The organism is Leclercia sp. EC_58 (genome assembly GCF_019584355.1).
Lineage (GTDB): Bacteria > Pseudomonadota > Gammaproteobacteria > Enterobacterales > Enterobacteriaceae > Enterobacter.
Window position 1 is genome coordinate 4323777 of record NZ_VDAM01000001.1, and the last position, 19747, is coordinate 4343523.

Here is a 19747-nt window from a genome sequence, read left to right on the forward strand (position 1 = left end):
ACAGTCTTAACTAAATTTTTACATTAGCCAATCGGGGAGAGGAAAAATTGCGAGCGAACACACAGAGAGGAGACGAAACGCCTCCCGGAAGGGAGGCGCGGGAAGGGATTAACGCAGACCGAGTTGAAAAATCAGGGATTCTGCTTCGCAGCTGAACACGAAGTCGATGTCCAGACGAACGCCGCCTTCCACTTCGGTGAAGTTGGCGTTGATTGCGCACGGTTCGGACTCCACGCTGCGGGCTTTTTCGGTCAGTGCGGCCAGCGTCTCTTCGGCGTCGGCACGGCAGGTAAACTCACGGCTGTAAGAGGCGGTGCAATCCGTGTTGTCCACAATGGTGCCCACATCCATACAGCAGCAAACCGGGGTTTCATCAGCACTGCATTTACTCATAGTAGATTTCCTCTTCATTCGCGCATGGCGCGAGATAAACACGATGCTGATATTTTACGCGCCGGGCGGGAGCGGCTCCAGTTGTTAATGGCTTTAAACCGGGTAAGTGAGCAATATCACAAGTAAAAATGATCTAAAACAAAAATCACCCATTAGGAGGACGCGAACTGGTCACAATTTTGCCAACCAGATCCCGTTTCGAAAAACATATCGGTAAATATTCATAAACACCCTTGCAACATTCTATCTGGTCAGACCTATACTCTCGCCACTGGTCTGATTTCTAAGTGTTACCACAGACCCTACACTTCGCGCTCCTGTTACGGTATGTAACAAAAATTGAATAAAAATAACTCAATGAGGTTATGGTCATGAGCCAGAAAACCCTGTTCAAAAAAACTGCGCTGGCAGTCGCAGTGGCAATCGTCTCCACCTCCGCCTGGTCAGCGGGCTTTCAGTTGAATGAGTTCTCTTCCTCAGGCCTGGGCCGCGCCTATTCCGGGGAAGGTGCTATCGCTGATGACGCAGGGAACGCGAGCCGTAACCCTGCCCTGATCATGATGTTTGATCGTCCTACCTTCTCCGCAGGCGCCATCTTTGTTGACCCTGATGTGGATATCTCTGGACGCTCGCCAACGGGCGCAAGCCTGAACGCGGATAACATCGCGCCAACAGCATGGGTGCCAAACCTGCACTTTGTCGCACCAATCAATGATCAATTCGGCTGGGGCGCATCCGTCACCTCTAACTACGGACTGGCGACCGAGTTCAATAACAACTACGCAGCAGGGGCATACGGCGGTACCACCGACCTGGAGACCCTCAACCTGAACCTGAGCGGTGCTTATCGCCTGGATAATCACTGGAGTTTCGGTGTTGGCTTTGATGCAGTCTATGCGAAAGCGAAAATTGAGCGCTACGCGGGTGACCTGGGTCGCATCGTTGCAGGCTCCGGCGCATTACCTCCGGCTCTGGCACGACAGGTCGCGGGGATCCAGGGAGATACCCAGATTGCCTACCTGAAAGGTGATGAGTGGGGCTTTGGCTGGAACGCCGGTATTCTGTATGAAATCGATAAGAACAACCGGTATGGCTTGACCTACCGCTCTGAAGTGAAAATCGATTTCGATGGCGACTATAAGAGCAGCCTGCCTTCAGCCTATAACCAGATCCTCGGCAACTTTGGTCTGCCAATGGGGACGGATGGCCGCACCACTGGCGGTTCTCTGACCCTGAATTTACCTGAGATGTGGGAACTGTCCGGTTATAACAGAGTCGCGCCGCAATGGGCTATCCACTATAGCCTGACCTACACGAGCTGGAGCCAGTTCCAGGAGCTGAAAGCGACTAACAGCGGCGGTGATACGCTCTTCTATAAAGATGAAAGCTTCCGTGACGCTTACCGTATCGCTCTGGGTACCACCTACTATATGGACGATAACTGGACGTTCCGTACCGGTATCGCCTTCGATGACAGCCCGGTTCCGGCAGACAAACGCTCTATCTCCATTCCGGATCAGGATCGCTTCTGGCTGAGCGCCGGTGCGACCTATGCATTCAACAAAGATGCCTCAATTGATGCGGGTGTCTCTTATATGCATGGTCAGAAAGTGTCGTTCCAGGAAGGTCCGTATGAGTTCTCTTCTGAAGGTAAAGCCTGGCTCTATGGCATGAACTTCAACTACGCGTTCTAATCACGCAGGGATAAAAAAAGGTGAGCCTCGCGCTCACCTTTTCTTTTTTATTCCGCATCAATCTCGGAGAGTTCATTCTCGATCGCTTTCGCGTTCGGGTTCTCTTCCGGTTTCAGCTTACCGCCGTTAGCAATGAAGTCGTGATTCTGGAAGTACGCTTCACGCACCATGAGATACGGATCGGAAGACTGACGCAGCAGACCGTCTGAATCCAGCAGTTGCGCGCGCGTCTCCACCCCTTCCAGCGTCCATTTACCCACCGACAGCGGCCAGGTCAGCCACGACAGCACCGGATAGAGCGTATCGACCATATCACCGCCGTCATCACGCAATGTGAAGCTACCGTAGAACGGCAGATGCACATACGGGCCGTAACCCACATTGTAGTGACCCAGCGTACTACCGAAACGGTGCGGCTGTTCGCGCTGCAGCTTCGGATTCGCCATCCCGGCAACGTCAATAAAGCCACCCATACCTAACAGGGTGTTCAGGAAGAAGCGGGTAAAGTGGACCATCCCCTGATAGGGATCGCCCTGCAGGAAGTAGTTCGCCATCACCGCTGGCTCTTCGAGGTTGCTGGTGAAGTTGCTCAGCCCGTTACGGGCAGGTTGTGGAACATAATCCCGCCATGCCACCGCAACCGGACGCACCACATACGGATCCAGCACGTTGTAGTTGAAGTTGTACATGGTGCGGTTAAATCCTTCCAGAGGATCGGAACGCCCCTGCTGCTCGCCAGAGCTGGCGCAGCCCATCAGCAACGTGGTGCTCAACGCAACCACCGACAGCCGAAGTTTCATATCTTTCTCCCTGTTAAGTATGGCTATCAGCAAAAGCCATCCGTCATGGCGCTTTCGCGCTCTGTCTGTAAACGTGTAAGTGATTGTATCAGCGCGTTTACTGATGTCTACGACCACAAATCGGGGCAATAAACACTCTCTGGTATGATCTCAGAATAGCCTGGCTTTAGGTTTTCGTTTGGCTGGCAATTTTATACGGCCTTTGCTGGCGATGTATCGCCTTTATTGCCATTACAGGAATTTAAGAGCTTCCCCACGGGCGGCGGGAGAAAAAGCGCTACGCTTAAAGGTATCTGCAACCTATGGAGCATTGCGATGGACGAGCTAAAAGAAGAAAAAATTGATAGCCATACCGAAGAGCTGGAAGTTGAAAGCGAGGAGAATCGCCGGGGAAAGAAGATTGAGGTTGACGAGGATCGCCTGCCCTCACGCGCAATGGCAATCCACGAACATATTCGCCAGGATGGTGAAAAGGAGCTGGAGCGCGACGCCATGGCGCTGTTCTGGTCGGCCATTGCCGCCGGATTATCGATGGGCGCCTCCCTGCTGGCGAAAGGGATTTTTCATGTCGAGCTTGAAGGGGTACCCGGCGGCATAATCATCGAAAACCTCGGATACACCTTTGGCTTTATTATCGTGATTATGGCGCGCCAGCAGCTTTTTACCGAGAATACCGTCACCGCCGTACTGCCGGTGATGCAAAGCCCAACCTGGGGTAATTTCGGCCTACTGATGCGCCTGTGGAGCGTGGTACTGCTCGGCAATATTATCGGCACCGGTGTCGCCGCCTGGGCGTTCGAGTTTATGCCGATATTTGATGAGCCCACCCGCGACGCCTTTGTGAAAATCGGGATGGGGGTGATGGAAAACAGCCCCTCAGAGATGTTCGCCAACGCGATAATCTCCGGCTGGATCGTCGCCACCATGGTCTGGATGTTCCCGGCTGCCGGTTCAGCGAAAATCGTGGTTATTATTTTGATGACCTGGCTTATCGCCCTGGCAGATACCACCCACATCGTGGTGGGGACGGTAGAGATCCTGTACCTGGTGTTTAACGGCACCATTCACTGGACCGAGTTTTTCTGGCCCTTCGCGCTCCCTACCCTTGCCGGTAACATCTGCGGCGGTACCTTTATTTTTGCCCTGCTCAGCCATGCGCAGATCCGCAACGATATGTCGAATAAGCGTAAAGCTGAACTAAAAGCGAAAGAGCAAGCCCAGCAGGAAAAAGAGGAAGAACGCAAAAAAGCGGTGTGAGTGGCGACACTTTAAGCAGTCAGGCGGTCACGCGCTTAACGCATTGTATAAATGACGTTATACTCGTGCCGCTTTGTCCCCTTAGTTAAATGGATATAACGAGCCCCTCCTAAGGGCTAGTTGCAGGTTCGATTCCTGCAGGGGACACTTTCCTGCCGTCAGATTTACTTTTTTTCCCGCAACTTCGTAAGTTACTTTCTGTTCAATAGCACCCATAAACACAACTTAACCGGTTGCTGTAATGTACTCTCCCGCCATCAGAACGTATCCCTGGCTCACCAGGTAATACAAAATTGAACGGAGAAAGTTGATGAAGAAGATCCTGATCGCGCTGGCTTTAATCGCCCCATGCTCAGCCTTTGCTGGGGTTGTGTTTCACCCTGTAGAACGCGCAGCCGTGGTCGCAAATTCCGCCCACCCGGTAGCGGCTGCAACGGTTACCGCGCAGGCAAGAAATCACCGTGCCGCCAGGGTAGATGCCGTTAACTGCAACGATGGGCATTGCGTACAGCGCGGTAACGTCATTCGCTAAGCGTTACGGAGCCCCGAAAGCTCGGGGCTCTCACCGGATGTTATTTCATCGAATCATTCAGCAGTGACAACACTACCTGTGACGTCTGGTTGGCTTTGGTCATTAACGAGGCGAACGTTTCCTGGAGCATCTGTGCCCGGGCCATACTGGACACTTCCGCGGCATAGTCCGCATCTTCAATCCGCGAGCGGGACGCATTGACCGCAACAGACATTGTCGCCTGGAGATTTTGCGTGGACTCCAACCGGTTCGCCACAGCGCCCAGCGTGCTGCGTCTTTCATCAACCTGTTTAATAGCATTATCGAGCGCGGCCAGAGGGTTCTCAGGATTTTTCAGGCGGATCTCATCGCCGACTTCAGTGATATTCAGGGTCGTATAGTTGGTCGCCGCATCCGTAGAGGCACTAAAAGACGCCTGGTAGTAGATCTGGAGATCCCCCAGACCATTCAGCGTTTTTAGCAGGAAGCGGGCAGGATTCTCATCAGTCAAAACCAGAGTGGCTTTTTTTGTCTCAGTGCCGTTCACCACATCCATGTAGTAATTACCGTCCGCGTTCAGACGCAGCACATCGTTGGAGATATTACCTTTGGCATCGGTATAACGTACGTTGACCTTCGCAGGATCCATCGTGACCCGTGACGACCCGCTGACCTGATTCACATCAGAGAAATTATTCAGACTGGTGGCGTTATTCGCCGTCACCACAAGCGAACTGTTCGTACCGTCAGTCGTGGTCGTTACTGAGGCAGTGTAATAGTTAAAATTACCATTGCCATCGTCCACTTCCATAATGTACTGGCTGCCCGACTTCAGGAGTCGGGAACTGGAGCCGGAAAGCGGATTATTACTCGCATCCCTGAAGCTCAATGCTGCGGTCGTGGCATCAATATTGGGTGTAGTCGTCACGACAGCCGGAAGCGTAGCGAAATCCGTATCCAGTTTTGCCGTGGCGCTGGTCATTTGTGCGGTGACGGCACCCGATGAACCATACGTCAGGGTGGCAGGATAATAGAAATCATCCTGCTCAATATAATACTGGCCGTTTGATTCTCTTAATGACGGCGCGGGACTATTGCTTAACATTCCCCCGTTGGTGTCGATATAGCTCACCGAAGTAATGGTCCGGCTACTTAGCTGGGTGACGCTGCTGTAGAGAGGCGTTCCATTGGTGGCACTGATATTTACAGTTCCGGTTCCGCTGGCGGTATCCCAGCTTGCGGCCGTGGTGGCCTGATAATAAGCTGGCTTGCCGTCGGCTCCCGTGTCCTGAATGTAATACCGGCCATCAGTGGCGTTTCGCACCAGTTGCGGCGAGTTGTATGAGCCCGTCGGATACCAGGTTACGCTGACATTACCGCTGTTCAGGTCGATATTACTGGCATTTCCAGAAACCTGATTGATATCTGAAACCTTACCGCTGATGCCACGAATAACAAAATCCTTCAGGCCGATACTCTCTACGCTGAAATTTTTCGATAAATCGAGGGAGATTTTTTCATTATCTCGGGTGCCGACCTGAAAACCGACGGTACCCGCACTGCCATTCAACAGATTGATGCCGTTAAAGTCGACAGAGCCGTTCAGGCGGTCGATCTCTTTAAGGTTTAAGTTAATTTCGGCCTGAATGGTATCGGCATCCACCAGGGTATTGGATTCACTGAGCCCTTTGACTGTAAGCTCGCGAATACGCTGCAAACGATTGTTAATTTCATCCATTGCGCCTTCGGCCGTCTGAATCATCGACAAGCCATCGCCAGTATTGCGTTGCGCCTGTTGCAGCCCATTCTGCTGGCTGGTCATGCGGTTAGCAATCGCCTGGTTGGCCGCATTGTCCTTCGCGCTATTGATACGCATGCCGGAAGACAAATTGCGGATAGACTGCTCCAGGGCAGAGGTGTTTTTTGCAGATTGACCCCGCAGCGTTAACGCCATCAGGTTAGTTTTTAGGCTCAGCATTTCGATATACCGATACAGGTTTCTCTGAAGCTGTTATCGGTCATACAGTGGATTAGTTGATGATTTATTTGAGCCTTAACCAAATTTGGTAGGGGGCGTGGCGCATAATTGCGAATATGTTAATGCGTTCCAGCGTTACAAACACGCCCAAAAGCCGATAATAACCCTGCCAGCGGCACGGTTTAAGGAGGATTACATGTCAAAAGCACTACTCATCATCGATATGCAGAATTTTGTCACGGAAAGAATTCAACAGGGCGTGGATTACTTTCCGCATAACAGCATTGAAAACATGACCTCTGTAATTGAAAAATTCAGAAAATCGGGCCGTCCCGTCATCCATGTTCGCCATCAGACGCCTGAACAGGGCTCGCTTTTCCATCCCCGCTCGCCATCCAGCTTACCCATGGATGCCTTCAAAGAATTAGCGAACGAACCGGTCTTTATCAAACACACCTCCTCCGCGTTCAGCTCAACGGAATTAATGCCTTATCTTCAGGACGCGCAGATTTCAGAGGTTGTTGTTATTGGCGCGGTGGCCGGATTTTGCGTTAACTCCACCGTCAGAATGGGTGCCGACCTTGGGTTAACGATGACGGTAGTAAAAGATGCGGTGCTCAGTTTTGAACTGAGACAATCTCAGCTCAGCGCAAAAGTCATTCATGATGTTACCCTTGCGCTACTTGCGGCCGATTTTGCCCAGGTGACAGACGCCACGGCACTACAGCTGTCCTGAATAGTGTGCCGTGGGCGACCATCGCCTGGCACGCCCCTCACGCTCCAGGGTATAATCTGCCAATCATTTGACAGATTTCAGAAACGACGATGACCAAACTCACACTACAAGAGCAGATGCTGAAAGCTGGCTTAGTCAGCAGTAAAAAGCTGGAAAAAGTGCAGCGCACCGCTAAAAAGTCCCGCGTCCAGGCGCGTGAGGCCCGGGAAGCGGTAGAAGTGAATAAGCAGGCGCAAATTGAGCGCGACAAAGAGCTTAGCGAACAGCAAAAGCAGGCGACGCTGGCAAAAGAGTATAAGGCGCAGATCAAGCAGTTGATTGAGATGAACCGCATCGTCATTGCCAAAGGCGATATCGGCTTTAACTTCACCGACGGCAATCTGATTAAAAAAATCACTGTGGATAAGACTACGCAAAAACAGCTGATCAATGGCCGTCTGGCGATTGCGCGTCTGGTTGCTGAAGCGGGTCGCGAGAGCGAATACGCCATCATCCCTGCTGTTGTGGCGAATAAAATTATCCAGCGTGATGCGAGCTATATCGTCTTCAGCGGTGAACTGACGCAGGAAGCGAAGGATGAGGACGATCCGTACGCTGATTTTGTCGTGCCTGACGATTTGATGTGGTAACACTTAAAGGCCACCTCCCGGCGAGGTGGCCTTTCTCCATACTTATTAGCGCTCGTGAAACGCCTCCGCTCTGGCGCGCAGAATCGGTTTCAGCAGATAGGCCATCACCGTTTTCTTACCGGTAATAATATCCACCGACGCTACCATCCCCGGAATAATTAACAGCGGCTTTTCATCCGTGCCGAGATGGTTTTTATCGGTGCGCAGGCGAATCACGTAAAAACTCTTCCCATCTTTGTCGGTTACCGTGTCAGGGCTGATCTGCTCCAGCGTCCCTTTCAGGCCGCCATAGATGGTGTAGTCGTAGGCGGTGAACTTCACCGTTGCTTCCTGGCCCGGACGTAAAAACGCAATGTCCTGCGGACGGATTTTGGCCTCCACCAGCAGCTTGTCGTCCAGCGGCACAATCTCCACCAGGTCTTTGCCCGGCTGGATCACCCCGCCGATGGTGTTGACCATCAGCTGCTGCACCACGCCGCGCACCGGCGAGGTGACCAGGGTACGGTTCACCCGGTCGGAAATCGCCTTGCCCGACGCCTCTATCTTGCTGAGATCGGTTCGCGCCTCGTTGAGCTGCCCCAGCGCTTCGCTGCGATAACGCCCGCGCGTTTCACTGACTTTGCTCTCAATCTCCTTGATGGCCGCTTCCGCCCGAGGAATGGCGAGTGTCACGGAGTCGAGCTGTCCCTGGGTCTCTACCACGCCACGACGCAGGCGGAGCACTTCGACTTTGGAGATCGCCCCTTTCGCCACCAGCGGTTCAGACATGGCGACTTCCTGCTGTTGCAGCCCCAGGCTACGACGGTACTGGCTGGCCTTGCCCTGGAAGTCGAGCAGTTCCTGTTTCTTCTGCACCAGCTGTTCATTAAGCCCCGCCAGTTCGCTCTGAATGCGTTTGTTCACGCTGGCGAAAAGCTCCATCTCACCGCTGGCGATCTCCGGCGCCTGCTTCACAATTTCCGGCGCCAGGGTCAGGGTTGTGGCATCGTTCAGCTGCGCGGTCAGACGCTGGATGCGCGCCTGCAGCGCCAGCCGATCGGCCTCGCTCTCCCCAGCGTTGGAACGAAACTGAGTATCATCCAGACGCAGCAGCGGCGCGCCGGCCTTCACCACCTCGCCTTCATGCACAAAGACTTCGGCGACGATCCCCCCTTCGAGGTTCTGCACTTTCTGCAGACGGGACGAGGGGATCGCCCGCCCTTCCCCGCGTGTGACTTCATCAATGCTGGCCAGCGATGCCCAGAGGATCATGGCGATAAAAAAGGCGAAGATAGCCCACAGCGTGACGCGTACCACCCGGGGGGCATCATCCAGCAACGCTTTGTTGACCTCGTTGGTGGTAAACGGCGCGGGCTGTTTATCTCCTGACAGCCAGCTCATCAGGCGGCTAAGCATCTCAACGATTCGCATGAATTTGTCCCTTCTTCAGCGCACTCATGACGCTCTCTTTCGGGCCATCGGCAATGATTTTGCCGTTGTCGACAATAATCAGACGATCCACCAGCGTCAGCAGCGAGGCACGGTGGGTAACCATCAGCAGCGTTTTGTTGGCAATCACTGGCGCAAGCGCCTTTTTGATCAGATCTTCGCTGGTGTTATCCATCGAACTGGTGGGTTCGTCCATTAACAGCACCGGCGGGTCGAGCAGTAGCGCCCGCGCCAGGGCGACAGCCTGTCGCTGGCCGCCGGAAAGACTCATTCCCCGCTCACCCACCTGCATGTTGTAACCGGAGGGGTGACGACGCGCAAACTCGTGCACCCCGGTCAGGGTGGCCACCCGCAGCATGGTTTCGTCATCAACGTAGCTGGCGCCATACACCAGGTTCTCCCGCAGGGTGCCGCTGAACAGGTGAATATCCTGTGGCGCGTAGCCGATATTGTGCCGCAAGTCGTGAACATCGATCTGACGGGCATCAATGCCGTCGATCAGCACATTTCCGCTGTCCGGCTGGTAAAAGCCGACCAGCAGTTTCGCCAGCGAGCTTTTCCCGGACCCACTGCGGCCGATAATCCCCACCTTCTCCCCGGGCTGGATCGTCAGCGAGACGTTGCTGAGCGAGGCATACTGATTGCCGGGATAGATAAAGGTCACATCGCGCAGCTCAATAGCGCCGGAGAGGGTTTCCCGCTTCAGCGGCACTTCGTCGTCCTGCACCTCCTGCTCAAGATCCATCATCCGGTCGATGGTGGCCTTGGTCATGCGCGCGCGCTGGTAGCGGGTGATCAGGCTGCACAGCTGGCCGATGGGCATCATGGCGCGACGGTGCAACAGATAGCAGGCAATCAGTCCGCCCATGCTCAGGTTACCGCCGATAATGATGTAGACCCCGGCCACGATCAGGGCCACGCCGCTGAACTGCTGCAGCCAGGCAGTAAAGTTCACCGCCACATAGGAGAGCGACTTCACCCGCAGTTCCAGCTTGCTTAGCTGACCGGTGAGGTGTTCCCACTGATACTGACGCTCGCTCTGGGCGTTGTTGATTTTGATGGCATCCAGCCCGGTGAGTGTCTCCACCAGCATCGCCTGGCGTTCGTTAGAGAGCTGATAGGTTTTCCTGACCCGCGACATCAGCGGGCGCTGGATCAACCAGTTCACCAGCAGCGCCAGCGGATAAGCGAGCAGCGGGATAAACACCAGCGGGCCGCCGATGATGCCAATGACCAGCAGGATCAGCAGGGTAAAGGGCAGATCGATAAAGGCGGTCAGGGTCAACGACGACAGAAAATCACGAATCGACTGGAACTCCTGGAAATTCTGCGCAAAGCTGCCCACCCGCTGCGGGCGGAGCTTCATCTTCATCCCCAGCAGCCGCTCGAACAGCGCCGAGGAGACCACGAGATCAGTTTTTTTGCCCGCCAGATCGAGGCAAATTCCCCGCAGGATCTTCAGCACAAAGTCGAACACAAAGGCAATGCTGATGCCAATCGCCAGCACCCACAGCGTGGCGGTGGCCTGATTAGGCACCACCCGGTCATAAACGTTCATCACAAACAGCGGGGCGCTGAGTGCCACCAGGTTGACGAGGAAACTGGCGACCACCGCATCCAGGTAGAGGGATTTCGACAGTTTGAGCGTATCCTGGAACCAGGCTTTGGTACGCGGCAGAGTGGCCGTCGGCTGGGCATCAAACTCATGCTCCGGAGAGATAAAAATCACCCGGCCGCTGTAATTCTCCGCCAGCGTCTCTGGCGACACGGTGATCTCACCGCCCTCCGTTTCACTGGGCAGCAGCCGGGCGCGCTGCTGCGCATCCCAGCCAATCAGCACCGCGGCCTGATTGTTCTTCAGCAGGAGAATGGCAGGCAGAGAGAGAGCGGTGATGTTTTCAAGCCCACGCTGAACGACTCGCGCCTTGAGCCCGGCCCGTCCGGCGGCGCGGGGAAAGGTCTCTGTCGTCAGAGTGTGGGCTGCCAGCGGCAACCCCGCGGTCAGGACGTTGCGGCTGGTGACAATGTTATGCAATTTACAGACGATCATCAGCGCATCCAGCAGGGGATCGTCATGGCTTTGCCGCGGATCCTGCCTGCCCTGCGCCTGCGGGGCCATCTCGATGCGATCAGAGGAGTCAATATCAGGCGTCATTCTCTGCCTCAGTGTTCTGCGGACGGGAACCGCAGATAAAAAAAGAGAGGGTTGTTGCCGTTATCTCTGCCAGCAACAACCCCGTCAGCCTTTCAGGGCGTCTTACTTTAATTCAGGCAGTTCTGCCTGGGAAGATTTCGCTTGCCCGAGCGGCTCCGCTGCCGTCGGCGGCTGAATATTCAGGCTCTTTAGCAGTTCGCCGGTACGGGCGCTGATGCGGTAGGTGGTAAACATGTCGACAAACTGCAGCTCGACATAGCGGCGCTGGGCGCTGAACACCTCGTTTTCGCTGTCCAGCATATCGAGCAAGGTCCGGTCGCCAAGGCTGAACTGCTCCTGGTAGGCGCTACGCACCTGCACGCTGCGATCGGCGTACTCTTTGGCAATCGGCACCTGCTGCCCGGCGTTTTTCAGGGCATTCCAGGCCAGACGCAGCTCTTCGTTCAGCTGACGCTGGGCGTTATTTTTCACATCCTGCGCCTCTTTCATTTTGTAGGCGTAAGAGGTGAGCGTCGCCTGGTCGCTGCCGCCGTTATAGAGGTTGTAACGCATGCGCAGCATCGCCTGCCACTCCTGACTGTGGCCGCGGGTCCCATCGATGTTGTTATCCATGGTGCGCCCGACTTCGACATTCACATCCGGATAAAAGCGCGATTTTGCCGCCTCGTACTGCTGGCGGGTCGCTTCCACATCGGCATCGGCCTGTTTCAGCAGCGGATTGTTTGCCAGCATGACGGTCCGTGCGGCCTCCAGCGAGGCGGGTACCGCGATTTTGGCCGGCATGACGAGAGTGTCAGGCTCTTTGCCGGTGATACTCTGGTAGTTGGCGCGAGCGTCTTCGAGGTTAGTTTGCTCGGTCAGCAGGTTGTTGCGCGCCTGGGCCAGACGAGCCTGAGCCTGCTCAAAGTCTGCCTGACGCCCCACCCCCTGCTCGGTACGCAGGCGGATCTGATCGAACACGCGCTCGTGATTCTTCAGGTTATCTTCTGCCAGCGCCACCATCCTCTGGCGCATCAGCACATCGAGATAGCTCTGGATCGCCTGCAGGGCGGTGGATTCACTGGTATTCATTACCGTCCAGGCGCGGGAGTTGACCGTCGCTTTCTGACGGCCCACTTCGCTGGTGGTGGCAAAACCGTTGAAGACGTTCTGGCGCAGATTGATGGCGGACTCGCTGCGGTGCAAATCACGCAGATGATCGCCTGCCCCGCGCGTGCTGGCGTTATCGGTTTGCTCCCAGCCGGTACCGGCGGTGAGATCCAGGGTCGGGAGATAGCCGCCTTTGGCGGCGCGGAGATCCTGATCGGCGGAATAGCGGCTGTTTACCGAGGCGTTAACTTCCGGATGCCATAACAGGCTCTCTTTCACGGCCTGTTCCAGGGTCGTGGCCTGGCTATATGTGGCGCTCAGCGCCAGGGTAGCCCCTATAACGAACTGACTATACTGTTTCATCTTATTTTTTCCTTCACATCCCTTGATTATTGGTCAATATTCACCAGAGAAACCCCATCAGAGAGAGGGGGAAAAATGTACCCTGCGATTTTGCGGACAGACGGGATCCCTCGTCTGTCCTGAATAATGTTTGCCGCGCAGTGCCAGACCAGGCCTGCGCGGCGCCAGTCAGGCGTGCTCTTCCGGTTTGGCGATCAGACTGTCGAGCATCGTGTCGTTACCTGCGTCATACCCCTCCGTTCCGGCGATCTCACCGCCTTCAGCCGGAACATGCTCGACCTCCGCCGGGCCCTCCGCCGTGTCGCTCTGCGGCCCCGCCTGGATCAGCGTGCTGAGATCGTTATGCTCTTCATCATGAATGAGATCGCTAAAGTTCAGCTGCTCCTCCTGATCCGTACTCTGGAGCGTGAGGCTCTCGCTCTGCGCATTATCGACCGTTGGCGTGCCGTTGTTATCCACACTGCTGGTATTGAGCATCAGGTTGTCGTCATCGATTAACGATACGGCGTGATCCCCGTTCTCCAGAGTGTGGTCGGCGTCATGCTCATCAGCCGTCAGGCTGCCCGTCTGCTTGTGATTCTCTTCACTGTCGCTTTCAACATGATTCTCCTCAACGCTGTGGTCAGCCATCAGTGGGTGATCGTCGACGTTATGATCGGCGTGCTCTTCTCCACCGTGGCTTTCGCTGACAAACGTTCCGCCCTCTTTCCCGTCAACGGTGAAGTCGGTTTCGTGTTGATCGAAGGCAGTAGAGTCCACTTTCAGCCCGATCTCCCCGAAATCGCTCTGACCGTCCGGCAGCTCAACGCTCACCTGGCCGTTGAAGTGCGAGGTGTCGTTGTCAAAGGTCAGGGTGTAGCTCTTCTCTTCGGCGTTGTAACTGACGCTCGCATAGTTGCCGGTAAAGGTCGCGTTTTCCGGGATACCGCTCAGGGTGATGCTGTTAAGGTGATCGCTGCTGTCTGAGCTTTCGAGATTGACATCCAGATTCAGCGTCACCGTATAGCTGACGGTGGTATTGCCGCCGTGCGTGGAGGAGGGTCCGTCACCAAAAACAACGCCTTCGATGCCGTTGGCATTCTGGAACGGTGACTTCCCGGTCTCGTTATCAACCACATGCAGGTTATCTATATCGTTGTTTTTACCATTCTGTGGATGGTCGACACCGGTAACGGTGTAGTCAGCCTCATTCCCCTGAACAAAGATATAGTCCTTGCCCTCGCTGCTCTGAGGTAAGTCCTGGTTGCCGGTGATACCGTTGAGCGGCCTGAACTCATAGCGATCCTGCGGCCAGTCACCCTGCTGGTAATAGCCCCCGGTATGGTCCCCGACCACAAAGATATCGGTGTGGGTTTTGTCGCCATCATTGGCGTTGGCATTACCCTGGCTGTTGTAGTAGTGGATCTGATCCGGGCTGTCGGCCTTCGGCACAAAGTCGCCCTGAATCTTGCCGTCCGGGCTATCCGGGGTCAGCCAGACATGTACGTTGCTGCCGATCGCCACAATCACGCCGTTCTGGATGTCGTAACCGTTAGGATCGCCGCTGCCGCCATTAACGTGGATGATCTGGTCATCTGTCGTCTCGGTCGTCTTACTGCCTGGAGTGACGGTAACGGTCAGTTTGACGTCGGTGTCGGAATCAGAGTCGGCGTCGGCGTCGGCATCGGCATCTGCATCGGCATCCGCGTCTGCATCTGCATCTGCATCGGCATCGGCATCGGCATCTGCATCGGCATCGGCATCGGCATCGGAATCCGCATCCGCATCCGCATCCGCATCCGCATCCGCATCGGAATCGGCATCGGCATCGGCATCGGCATCAGCATCGGAATCCGCATCGGCGTCTGCATCCGCATCAGCATCGGCGTCCGCATCCGCGTCGGCATCGGCATCGGCATCGGCATCAGCGTCAGAATCCGCATCCGCATCCGCATCGGCGTCGGCGTCGGCGTCGGCATCAGCATCAGCGTCGGCATCAGCATCCGCATCGGCGTCCGCATCGGCATCCGCATCGGCATCCGCATCGGCATCCGCATCGGCATCCGCATCGGCATCCGCATCGGCATCGGCATCCGCGTCGGCATCTGCATCCGAATCAGCGTCAGCATCAGCATCAGCATCTGCGTCGGCGTCGGCATCCGCATCCGCATCGGCGTCCGCATCAGCGTCCGCATCGGCATCGGCATCCGCATCGGCGTCCGCATCGGCATCAGCATCAGCATCAGCATCAGCATCCGCGTCGGCATCGGCATCGGCGTCGGCGTCGGCGTCAGCGTCAGAATCCGCATCGGCGTCTGCATCGGCGTCTGCATCGGCATCTGCATCTGCATCTGCATCTGCATCTGCATCCGCATCAGCATCGGCGTCCGCGTCGGAGTCAGAATCCGCATCGGAATCAGAATCCGCGTCAGCATCGGCGTCTGCATCAGCATCCGCATCGGCGTCGGCATCCGCATCGGCATCAGCATCCGCATCAGCATCAGCATCCGCATCCGCATCCGCATCAGCATCCGCATCAGCGTCAGAATCCGCATCAGCATCGGCGTCAGAATCCGCATCCGCATCCGCATCAGCGTCAGAATCCGCATCGGCATCAGCGTCTGCATCCGCATCTGCATCGGAATCCGCATCGGCATCAGAATCCGCATCCGCATCCGCATCGGCATCAGCGTCGGCATCGGCATCGGCATCTGCATCCGCGTCGGCATCAGAATCCGCATCTGCATCGGCATCGGAATCAGCGTCCGCATCCGCGTCGGCGTCGGCGTCGGCATCCGCATCGGCATCCGCATCAGCATCAGCATCTGCGTCCGCATCGGCATCGGCATCAGAATCTGCATCGGCGTCTGCGTCTGCGTCTGCGTCGGCGTCGGCGTCGGCGTCGGCGTCGGCGTCGGCGTCGGCGTCCGCATCGGCATCCGCATCCGCATCCGCATCCGCATCAGCATCGGCGTCCGCATCCGCGTCGGAATCAGAATCGGCATCCGCATCGGAATCGGCATCCGCATCGGCGTCGGCGTCGGCGTCGGCGTCGGCGTCGGCATCAGAATCCGCATCGGCGTCTGCGTCTGCGTCTGCGTCTGCGTCTGCATCAGAATCAGAATCGGCATCAGCATCTGCATCAGCATCGGCATCAGAATCCGCATCGGCGTCTGCGTCTGCATCCGCATCCGCATCAGCATCGGCGTCCGCGTCGGAGTCAGAATCCGCATCGGCATCCGCATCGGCATCGGCATCCGCATCGGCATCGGCATCGGCATCGGCATCGGCATCGGCATCCGCATCAGCGTCGGCGTCCGCATCGGCATCGGCATCGGCATCCGCGTCGGCATCAGAGTCCGCATCTGCGTCGGCGTCGGCGTCGGCGTCGGCATCAGAATCCGCATCAGCATCTGCATCGGCATCGGCATCCGCATCCGCATCCGCATCAGAATCCGCATCCGCATCGGCATCCGCATCAGCGTCAGAATCCGCATCGGAATCGGCATCAGCATCGGCATCTGCGTCGGCATCAGAATCCGCATCAGCATCGGAATCAGCGTCCGCATCTGCGTCGGCATCAGAATCGGAATCCGCATCTGCATCTGCATCCGCGTCGGCATCAGCGTCCGCATCCGCATCTGAATCATCAATATCGAGCAGCGTTAATTCTTCCGGGGGCTCATCATCGGGGAAATCCAGGCCGATCGTTGGGTAACCCGCAGTGGGATCAACAATTTCGCCGGTAAGATCGAGCACGACGTGGGTATGTGACCCGCCGCCGCTGCCGCCTGGCTCGCCGCCAGAATTACCGGATTGCGGACCAGCTGCTGTCGCTTCCAGGGTTTGCGTCGGGTCCTGCCCGTCGGCAATAGCCTGCTGGATGGCTGCCACGTCCTGCTGCTGGGTCGCCGTGGCCTCTGCCACTAAGTGCCCTGAGCTGTCCCACTGACTGTCACGCCCCAGATCCAGTTGTTTGCCATCCGGCAAAGATAAGGTAATTGCGCCAGCCGCTCCCGTCTGGACGTGTTCTCCTTCGAGAACGCGGTCGCCTTCGGTGAGCAAACGCTTACTGCCGTCAGGGCTGACGGCAAATACCTGCCCGATTACTGCTTTGACAATCCCGGATACGCCGCTCATATATTGTCTCCCTCAATCTTTTTCTTGCCCAATTCATCCATTTCTCAGGCTTAGAATGCTAAAAGAGTATTTAATCTGTATTAGTAATATGCTGTGCAACTATGACTACAATACGCCTTTATGCACCAGATTTATTGATGCAGATACGGATCAGGGCGCTATATTAATAGATGCCATGAATAAACAGGAAACTAAAAAGATCTGTACTATCAAAATAGGGAGCCAGGGAAATATCCCCCTATTAACTGTTGATTAATCCCGGTACGCAAAAGAGGCTAAATAAGCCCCTCGTCCTCATCCGCGATTAACCCTTCCAGACCACTCAGCGAGCGACGCGCCTGCGCACGGCTGGTGAGTTTGGCCTGTGCGGCAGGCGGCAGGTCAGTAATGGTGATAACCCCTTTACTCATCAGAACTTCGATCAGATCCTCAAGCACACGCACCATCTCAAGGTCGCTTTGCCGCAGCTGGTACAGCGTGGCTTCGCGGATATCACGCTGGCGCAACCACTCGTCAATCTCGGGCGTACAGAGATCGTGCTGTTCTGTCATTGCGGAAAAAGGTGTCAATTCCACCCGAATTATTCGTCTTTCCCTATCGCGTTCTACGTAATACATATTCAGCCTCTGTATAACCTGTGAGGTTAATTTCCACCCAGCGTACTGGCATCAGCAAAATAGCGCCCCATTGCGCCATACAGCCCCATTTTTTCGAGGATCGCCAGTTCACCTGCAGTTTCCACTCGCTCGGCAATTAAAGGAAGATTTATCTGACGGGCGGCCCAGTAAATAGCCTCAATAAACAGTTTTTTATCGTCCTCGCTGTCTATATCGCGAATATAACTGCCATCAACCTTAATCCAGGCCAGCCCCCATTGCGGCAAATTGCCGATAAGGTGGAAGCGTCCGCCAAAGTGCTGGATCCCCAGACGACACCCCAACGCCTTCAGGCGGCTGACCAGAACATTCACCCGCTCGACATCGGGCAGCTCATTCTCATCCAGCTCAAACGTCAGCCAGGTTGCCAGCTGCGGCGCGCTTTTCAGCGGCTGCAGCAGAGCATTCAGGCTCTGGTCATCCGCGACGCTGGCCCCGCTGATGCTCAGCGCCAGCGGACGCGGTGATTTTGCCAGTTCACTTAGGGTCTGCTGGAGCATCACAATGTCCATGCGGCGGCTGAGATTGAGCCGGTGGATCCACGGCATAAAGCGCCCCGCAGGCACCAGCTCGCCCTCCGGGGTTTTAATCCGCGCGAGGATCTTATGATGCAGCACCTCACGCGCGTTGTTGCAGGCGTAGACCGGCTGCGAGAAGAGCGCGAAGGCGCCGCTCGTCAGCACCGCGTCCAGACGGGTGTACCAGCTGTGATGATCGTCTTCGCTCTCGGTGGCCGATGCGGTATCGGGCGTTGCAAAGATGCGCATTTCGGTTTCGGCTCTCGCCAGCGCCTGGTCCGCCTGGGCCAGTACTGCCTGGGGCGTATCGCCTGGGTTAAAGGGCACCATGGCAAAATGCGCCACCGGCGTTACGTCGCTCATGCCCATCTCAGACAGCGCCTTCAGCTGGGTGCTGAGGGTGTTGCGCAGATTATCAAGGTCCTGGCCCAGGATCTGCGGGGCGATAATGGCAAACTCCCCGCCGCGTACGCGGGCTAAAAAACCCTCGTTGTGGAAATAGTTGCGCTGCAGACCGCTCAGGATATCCGCCACGGCCACCAGCAATTGATCGGATTTCGCCCCGCCCAGACGCTGGTTAAGCCCCATCAGATCCTGCACCCGCAGCAGCATCATATGGCCAGCGGCGTTCTCTTCATCACTCAGGCGTGACTGGAGCTGCATATCAAACGCCCGGCGGTTGCTCAGACCGGTCAGGCTGTCGTGATAGGCCTCCTGACGCAGCGCTTCGGTACGCCGGGCCTGCTCGCTGAATAACACCTTGAGCTGCGTCACCATCAAGTTGGTGGCGTCCACCACCCGGCGCAGCTCAGGCGTTTTCGGCAGCGCCTGTATGTTGAGAAACTCGCGGCGGCAGATGGCCATCGCCTGCCCGGCAATATAGTTAAGCGGACGCAGAATGCGGCTCAACATCAGGGTAGCCGCCAGCACAAACAGCAGGCTGCAGCCGATCAGCCACAAAAAGCTGGCGACGATACTGTTCCACAGGCGGGCCAGGGCGAACATCGGATGGCTGACCACTTCAACCCGGGCGACCTGCGTCCAGCCCCGCATCACAATGGCATCCCCTTCGCCGGGGCCGAGGTTCACCAGCCGCACAAACCACTGCGGTACACGGGTGCTCTGCGGCACGTCGCTGCGCTCGATAATCGGTTTATTGGTTTTAATGTCGACCACACGAATGCGATAGAAATAGCCGCTGTCGAAGATGGAGTTCACCATCAGTTCGGTCATGGTCGGATCGTCGATATGGGTGGTCAGCGACACGCCCAGTGCCGTCGCCGCGTCCTGCGCGTGGGCGCTAAGCTGATTGCGGTACTGCTCCCGTGAGCTTTCCAGGGTAACGAAAAAGTTACCGCAGAAAATGACGAGCGTAAATAAACAGATGCCAATCAGTAGCTGTTTATAAAGAGACATGGCCC

Annotated in this window: 14 protein-coding genes and 1 tRNA gene; 6 read left to right on the forward strand and 9 right to left on the reverse strand. The window is 56.1% G+C overall.

What is annotated here, in order from left to right; translation table 11 throughout:
- Positions 1 to 108 precede the first annotated feature (108 nt).
- Positions 109 to 393: a YfcZ/YiiS family protein gene (locus tag FHC51_RS21060; protein ID WP_220436525.1), complete on the reverse strand. Its 285-nt coding sequence runs from the start codon at positions 391 to 393 to the stop codon at positions 109 to 111.
- Positions 394 to 764: 371 nt separating this feature from the next.
- Between FHC51_RS21060 and fadL the strand changes: the two genes are divergently transcribed.
- Entirely contained in the window at positions 765 to 2087 is a 1323-nt protein-coding gene (gene fadL, locus FHC51_RS21065; protein WP_197080103.1) for a long-chain fatty acid transporter FadL, read from the forward strand.
- Between the two features lie 47 nt (positions 2088 to 2134).
- Here fadL and mlaA read toward each other — a convergent pair whose 3' ends face one another.
- On the reverse strand, positions 2135 to 2887 hold the full coding sequence (gene mlaA / locus FHC51_RS21070; protein WP_103825183.1) for a phospholipid-binding lipoprotein MlaA: 753 nt from the start codon (positions 2885 to 2887) through the stop codon (positions 2135 to 2137).
- Positions 2888 to 3202: 315 nt separating this feature from the next.
- Here mlaA and FHC51_RS21075 point away from each other — a divergent pair, with 315 nt between their 5' ends.
- From FHC51_RS21075 to FHC51_RS21085, 3 genes are all read left to right on the forward strand, one after another.
- Positions 3203 to 4144: a formate/nitrite transporter family protein gene (locus tag FHC51_RS21075; protein ID WP_220436526.1), complete on the forward strand. Its 942-nt coding sequence runs from the start codon at positions 3203 to 3205 to the stop codon at positions 4142 to 4144.
- 75 nt (positions 4145 to 4219) lie between these two features.
- Positions 4220 to 4291 (forward strand) — tRNA-Arg (locus FHC51_RS21080).
- A 163-nt stretch (positions 4292 to 4454) separates the two neighbouring features.
- Positions 4455 to 4676: a hypothetical protein gene (locus FHC51_RS21085; protein WP_103180578.1), complete on the forward strand. Its 222-nt coding sequence runs from the start codon at positions 4455 to 4457 to the stop codon at positions 4674 to 4676.
- A 40-nt stretch (positions 4677 to 4716) separates the two neighbouring features.
- On the opposite strand, the gene FHC51_RS21090 is transcribed toward FHC51_RS21085, so the two are convergent.
- The gene (locus FHC51_RS21090) at positions 4717 to 6609 is read right to left on the reverse strand and encodes a flagellin (protein WP_220436527.1); all 1893 of its coding nucleotides are present in this window, start codon (positions 6607 to 6609) and stop codon (positions 4717 to 4719) included.
- Positions 6610 to 6829: 220 nt separating this feature from the next.
- On the opposite strand from FHC51_RS21090, the gene FHC51_RS21095 reads away from it, so the two are divergent.
- Complete coding sequence (locus tag FHC51_RS21095; RefSeq protein ID WP_220436528.1) at positions 6830 to 7369, forward strand: isochorismatase family protein; 540 nt, start codon at positions 6830 to 6832, stop codon at positions 7367 to 7369.
- 89 nt (positions 7370 to 7458) lie between these two features.
- On the forward strand, positions 7459 to 7998 hold the full coding sequence (locus FHC51_RS21100) for a DUF2058 domain-containing protein (RefSeq protein WP_103825186.1): 540 nt from the start codon (positions 7459 to 7461) through the stop codon (positions 7996 to 7998).
- A 45-nt stretch (positions 7999 to 8043) separates the two neighbouring features.
- On the opposite strand, the gene FHC51_RS21105 is transcribed toward FHC51_RS21100, so the two are convergent.
- The 6 genes from FHC51_RS21105 to lapD all read right to left on the reverse strand — a co-directional run bounded on the left by FHC51_RS21105 (position 8044) and on the right by lapD (position 19742).
- A complete protein-coding gene (locus FHC51_RS21105; RefSeq protein WP_103825187.1) occupies positions 8044 to 9408 on the reverse strand; it encodes an HlyD family type I secretion periplasmic adaptor subunit in 1365 nt (454 codons plus the stop codon).
- Positions 9395 to 11545 (reverse strand): type I secretion system permease/ATPase, encoded by a 2151-nt coding sequence (locus FHC51_RS21110; RefSeq protein ID WP_255585111.1) that lies wholly within the window; start codon positions 11543 to 11545, stop codon positions 9395 to 9397. The genes FHC51_RS21105 and FHC51_RS21110 overlap by 14 nt, the downstream gene beginning before the upstream one ends.
- 138 nt (positions 11546 to 11683) lie before the next feature.
- The gene (locus FHC51_RS21115) at positions 11684 to 13033 is read right to left on the reverse strand and encodes a TolC family outer membrane protein (RefSeq protein ID WP_220436530.1); all 1350 of its coding nucleotides are present in this window, start codon (positions 13031 to 13033) and stop codon (positions 11684 to 11686) included.
- Positions 13034 to 13201: 168 nt separating this feature from the next.
- Positions 13202 to 17152, reverse strand: coding sequence for a retention module-containing protein (locus FHC51_RS21120; protein ID WP_220436531.1), 3951 nt, complete (start codon positions 17150 to 17152; stop codon positions 13202 to 13204).
- A 275-nt stretch (positions 17153 to 17427) separates the two neighbouring features.
- Entirely contained in the window at positions 17428 to 17727 is a 300-nt protein-coding gene (locus tag FHC51_RS21125; RefSeq protein WP_236560462.1) for a tryptophan synthase subunit beta, read from the reverse strand.
- Positions 17728 to 17795: 68 nt separating this feature from the next.
- The gene (gene lapD / locus FHC51_RS21130; protein ID WP_220436532.1) at positions 17796 to 19742 is read right to left on the reverse strand and encodes a cyclic di-GMP receptor LapD; all 1947 of its coding nucleotides are present in this window, start codon (positions 19740 to 19742) and stop codon (positions 17796 to 17798) included.
- Positions 19743 to 19747: the final 5 nt, after the last annotated feature.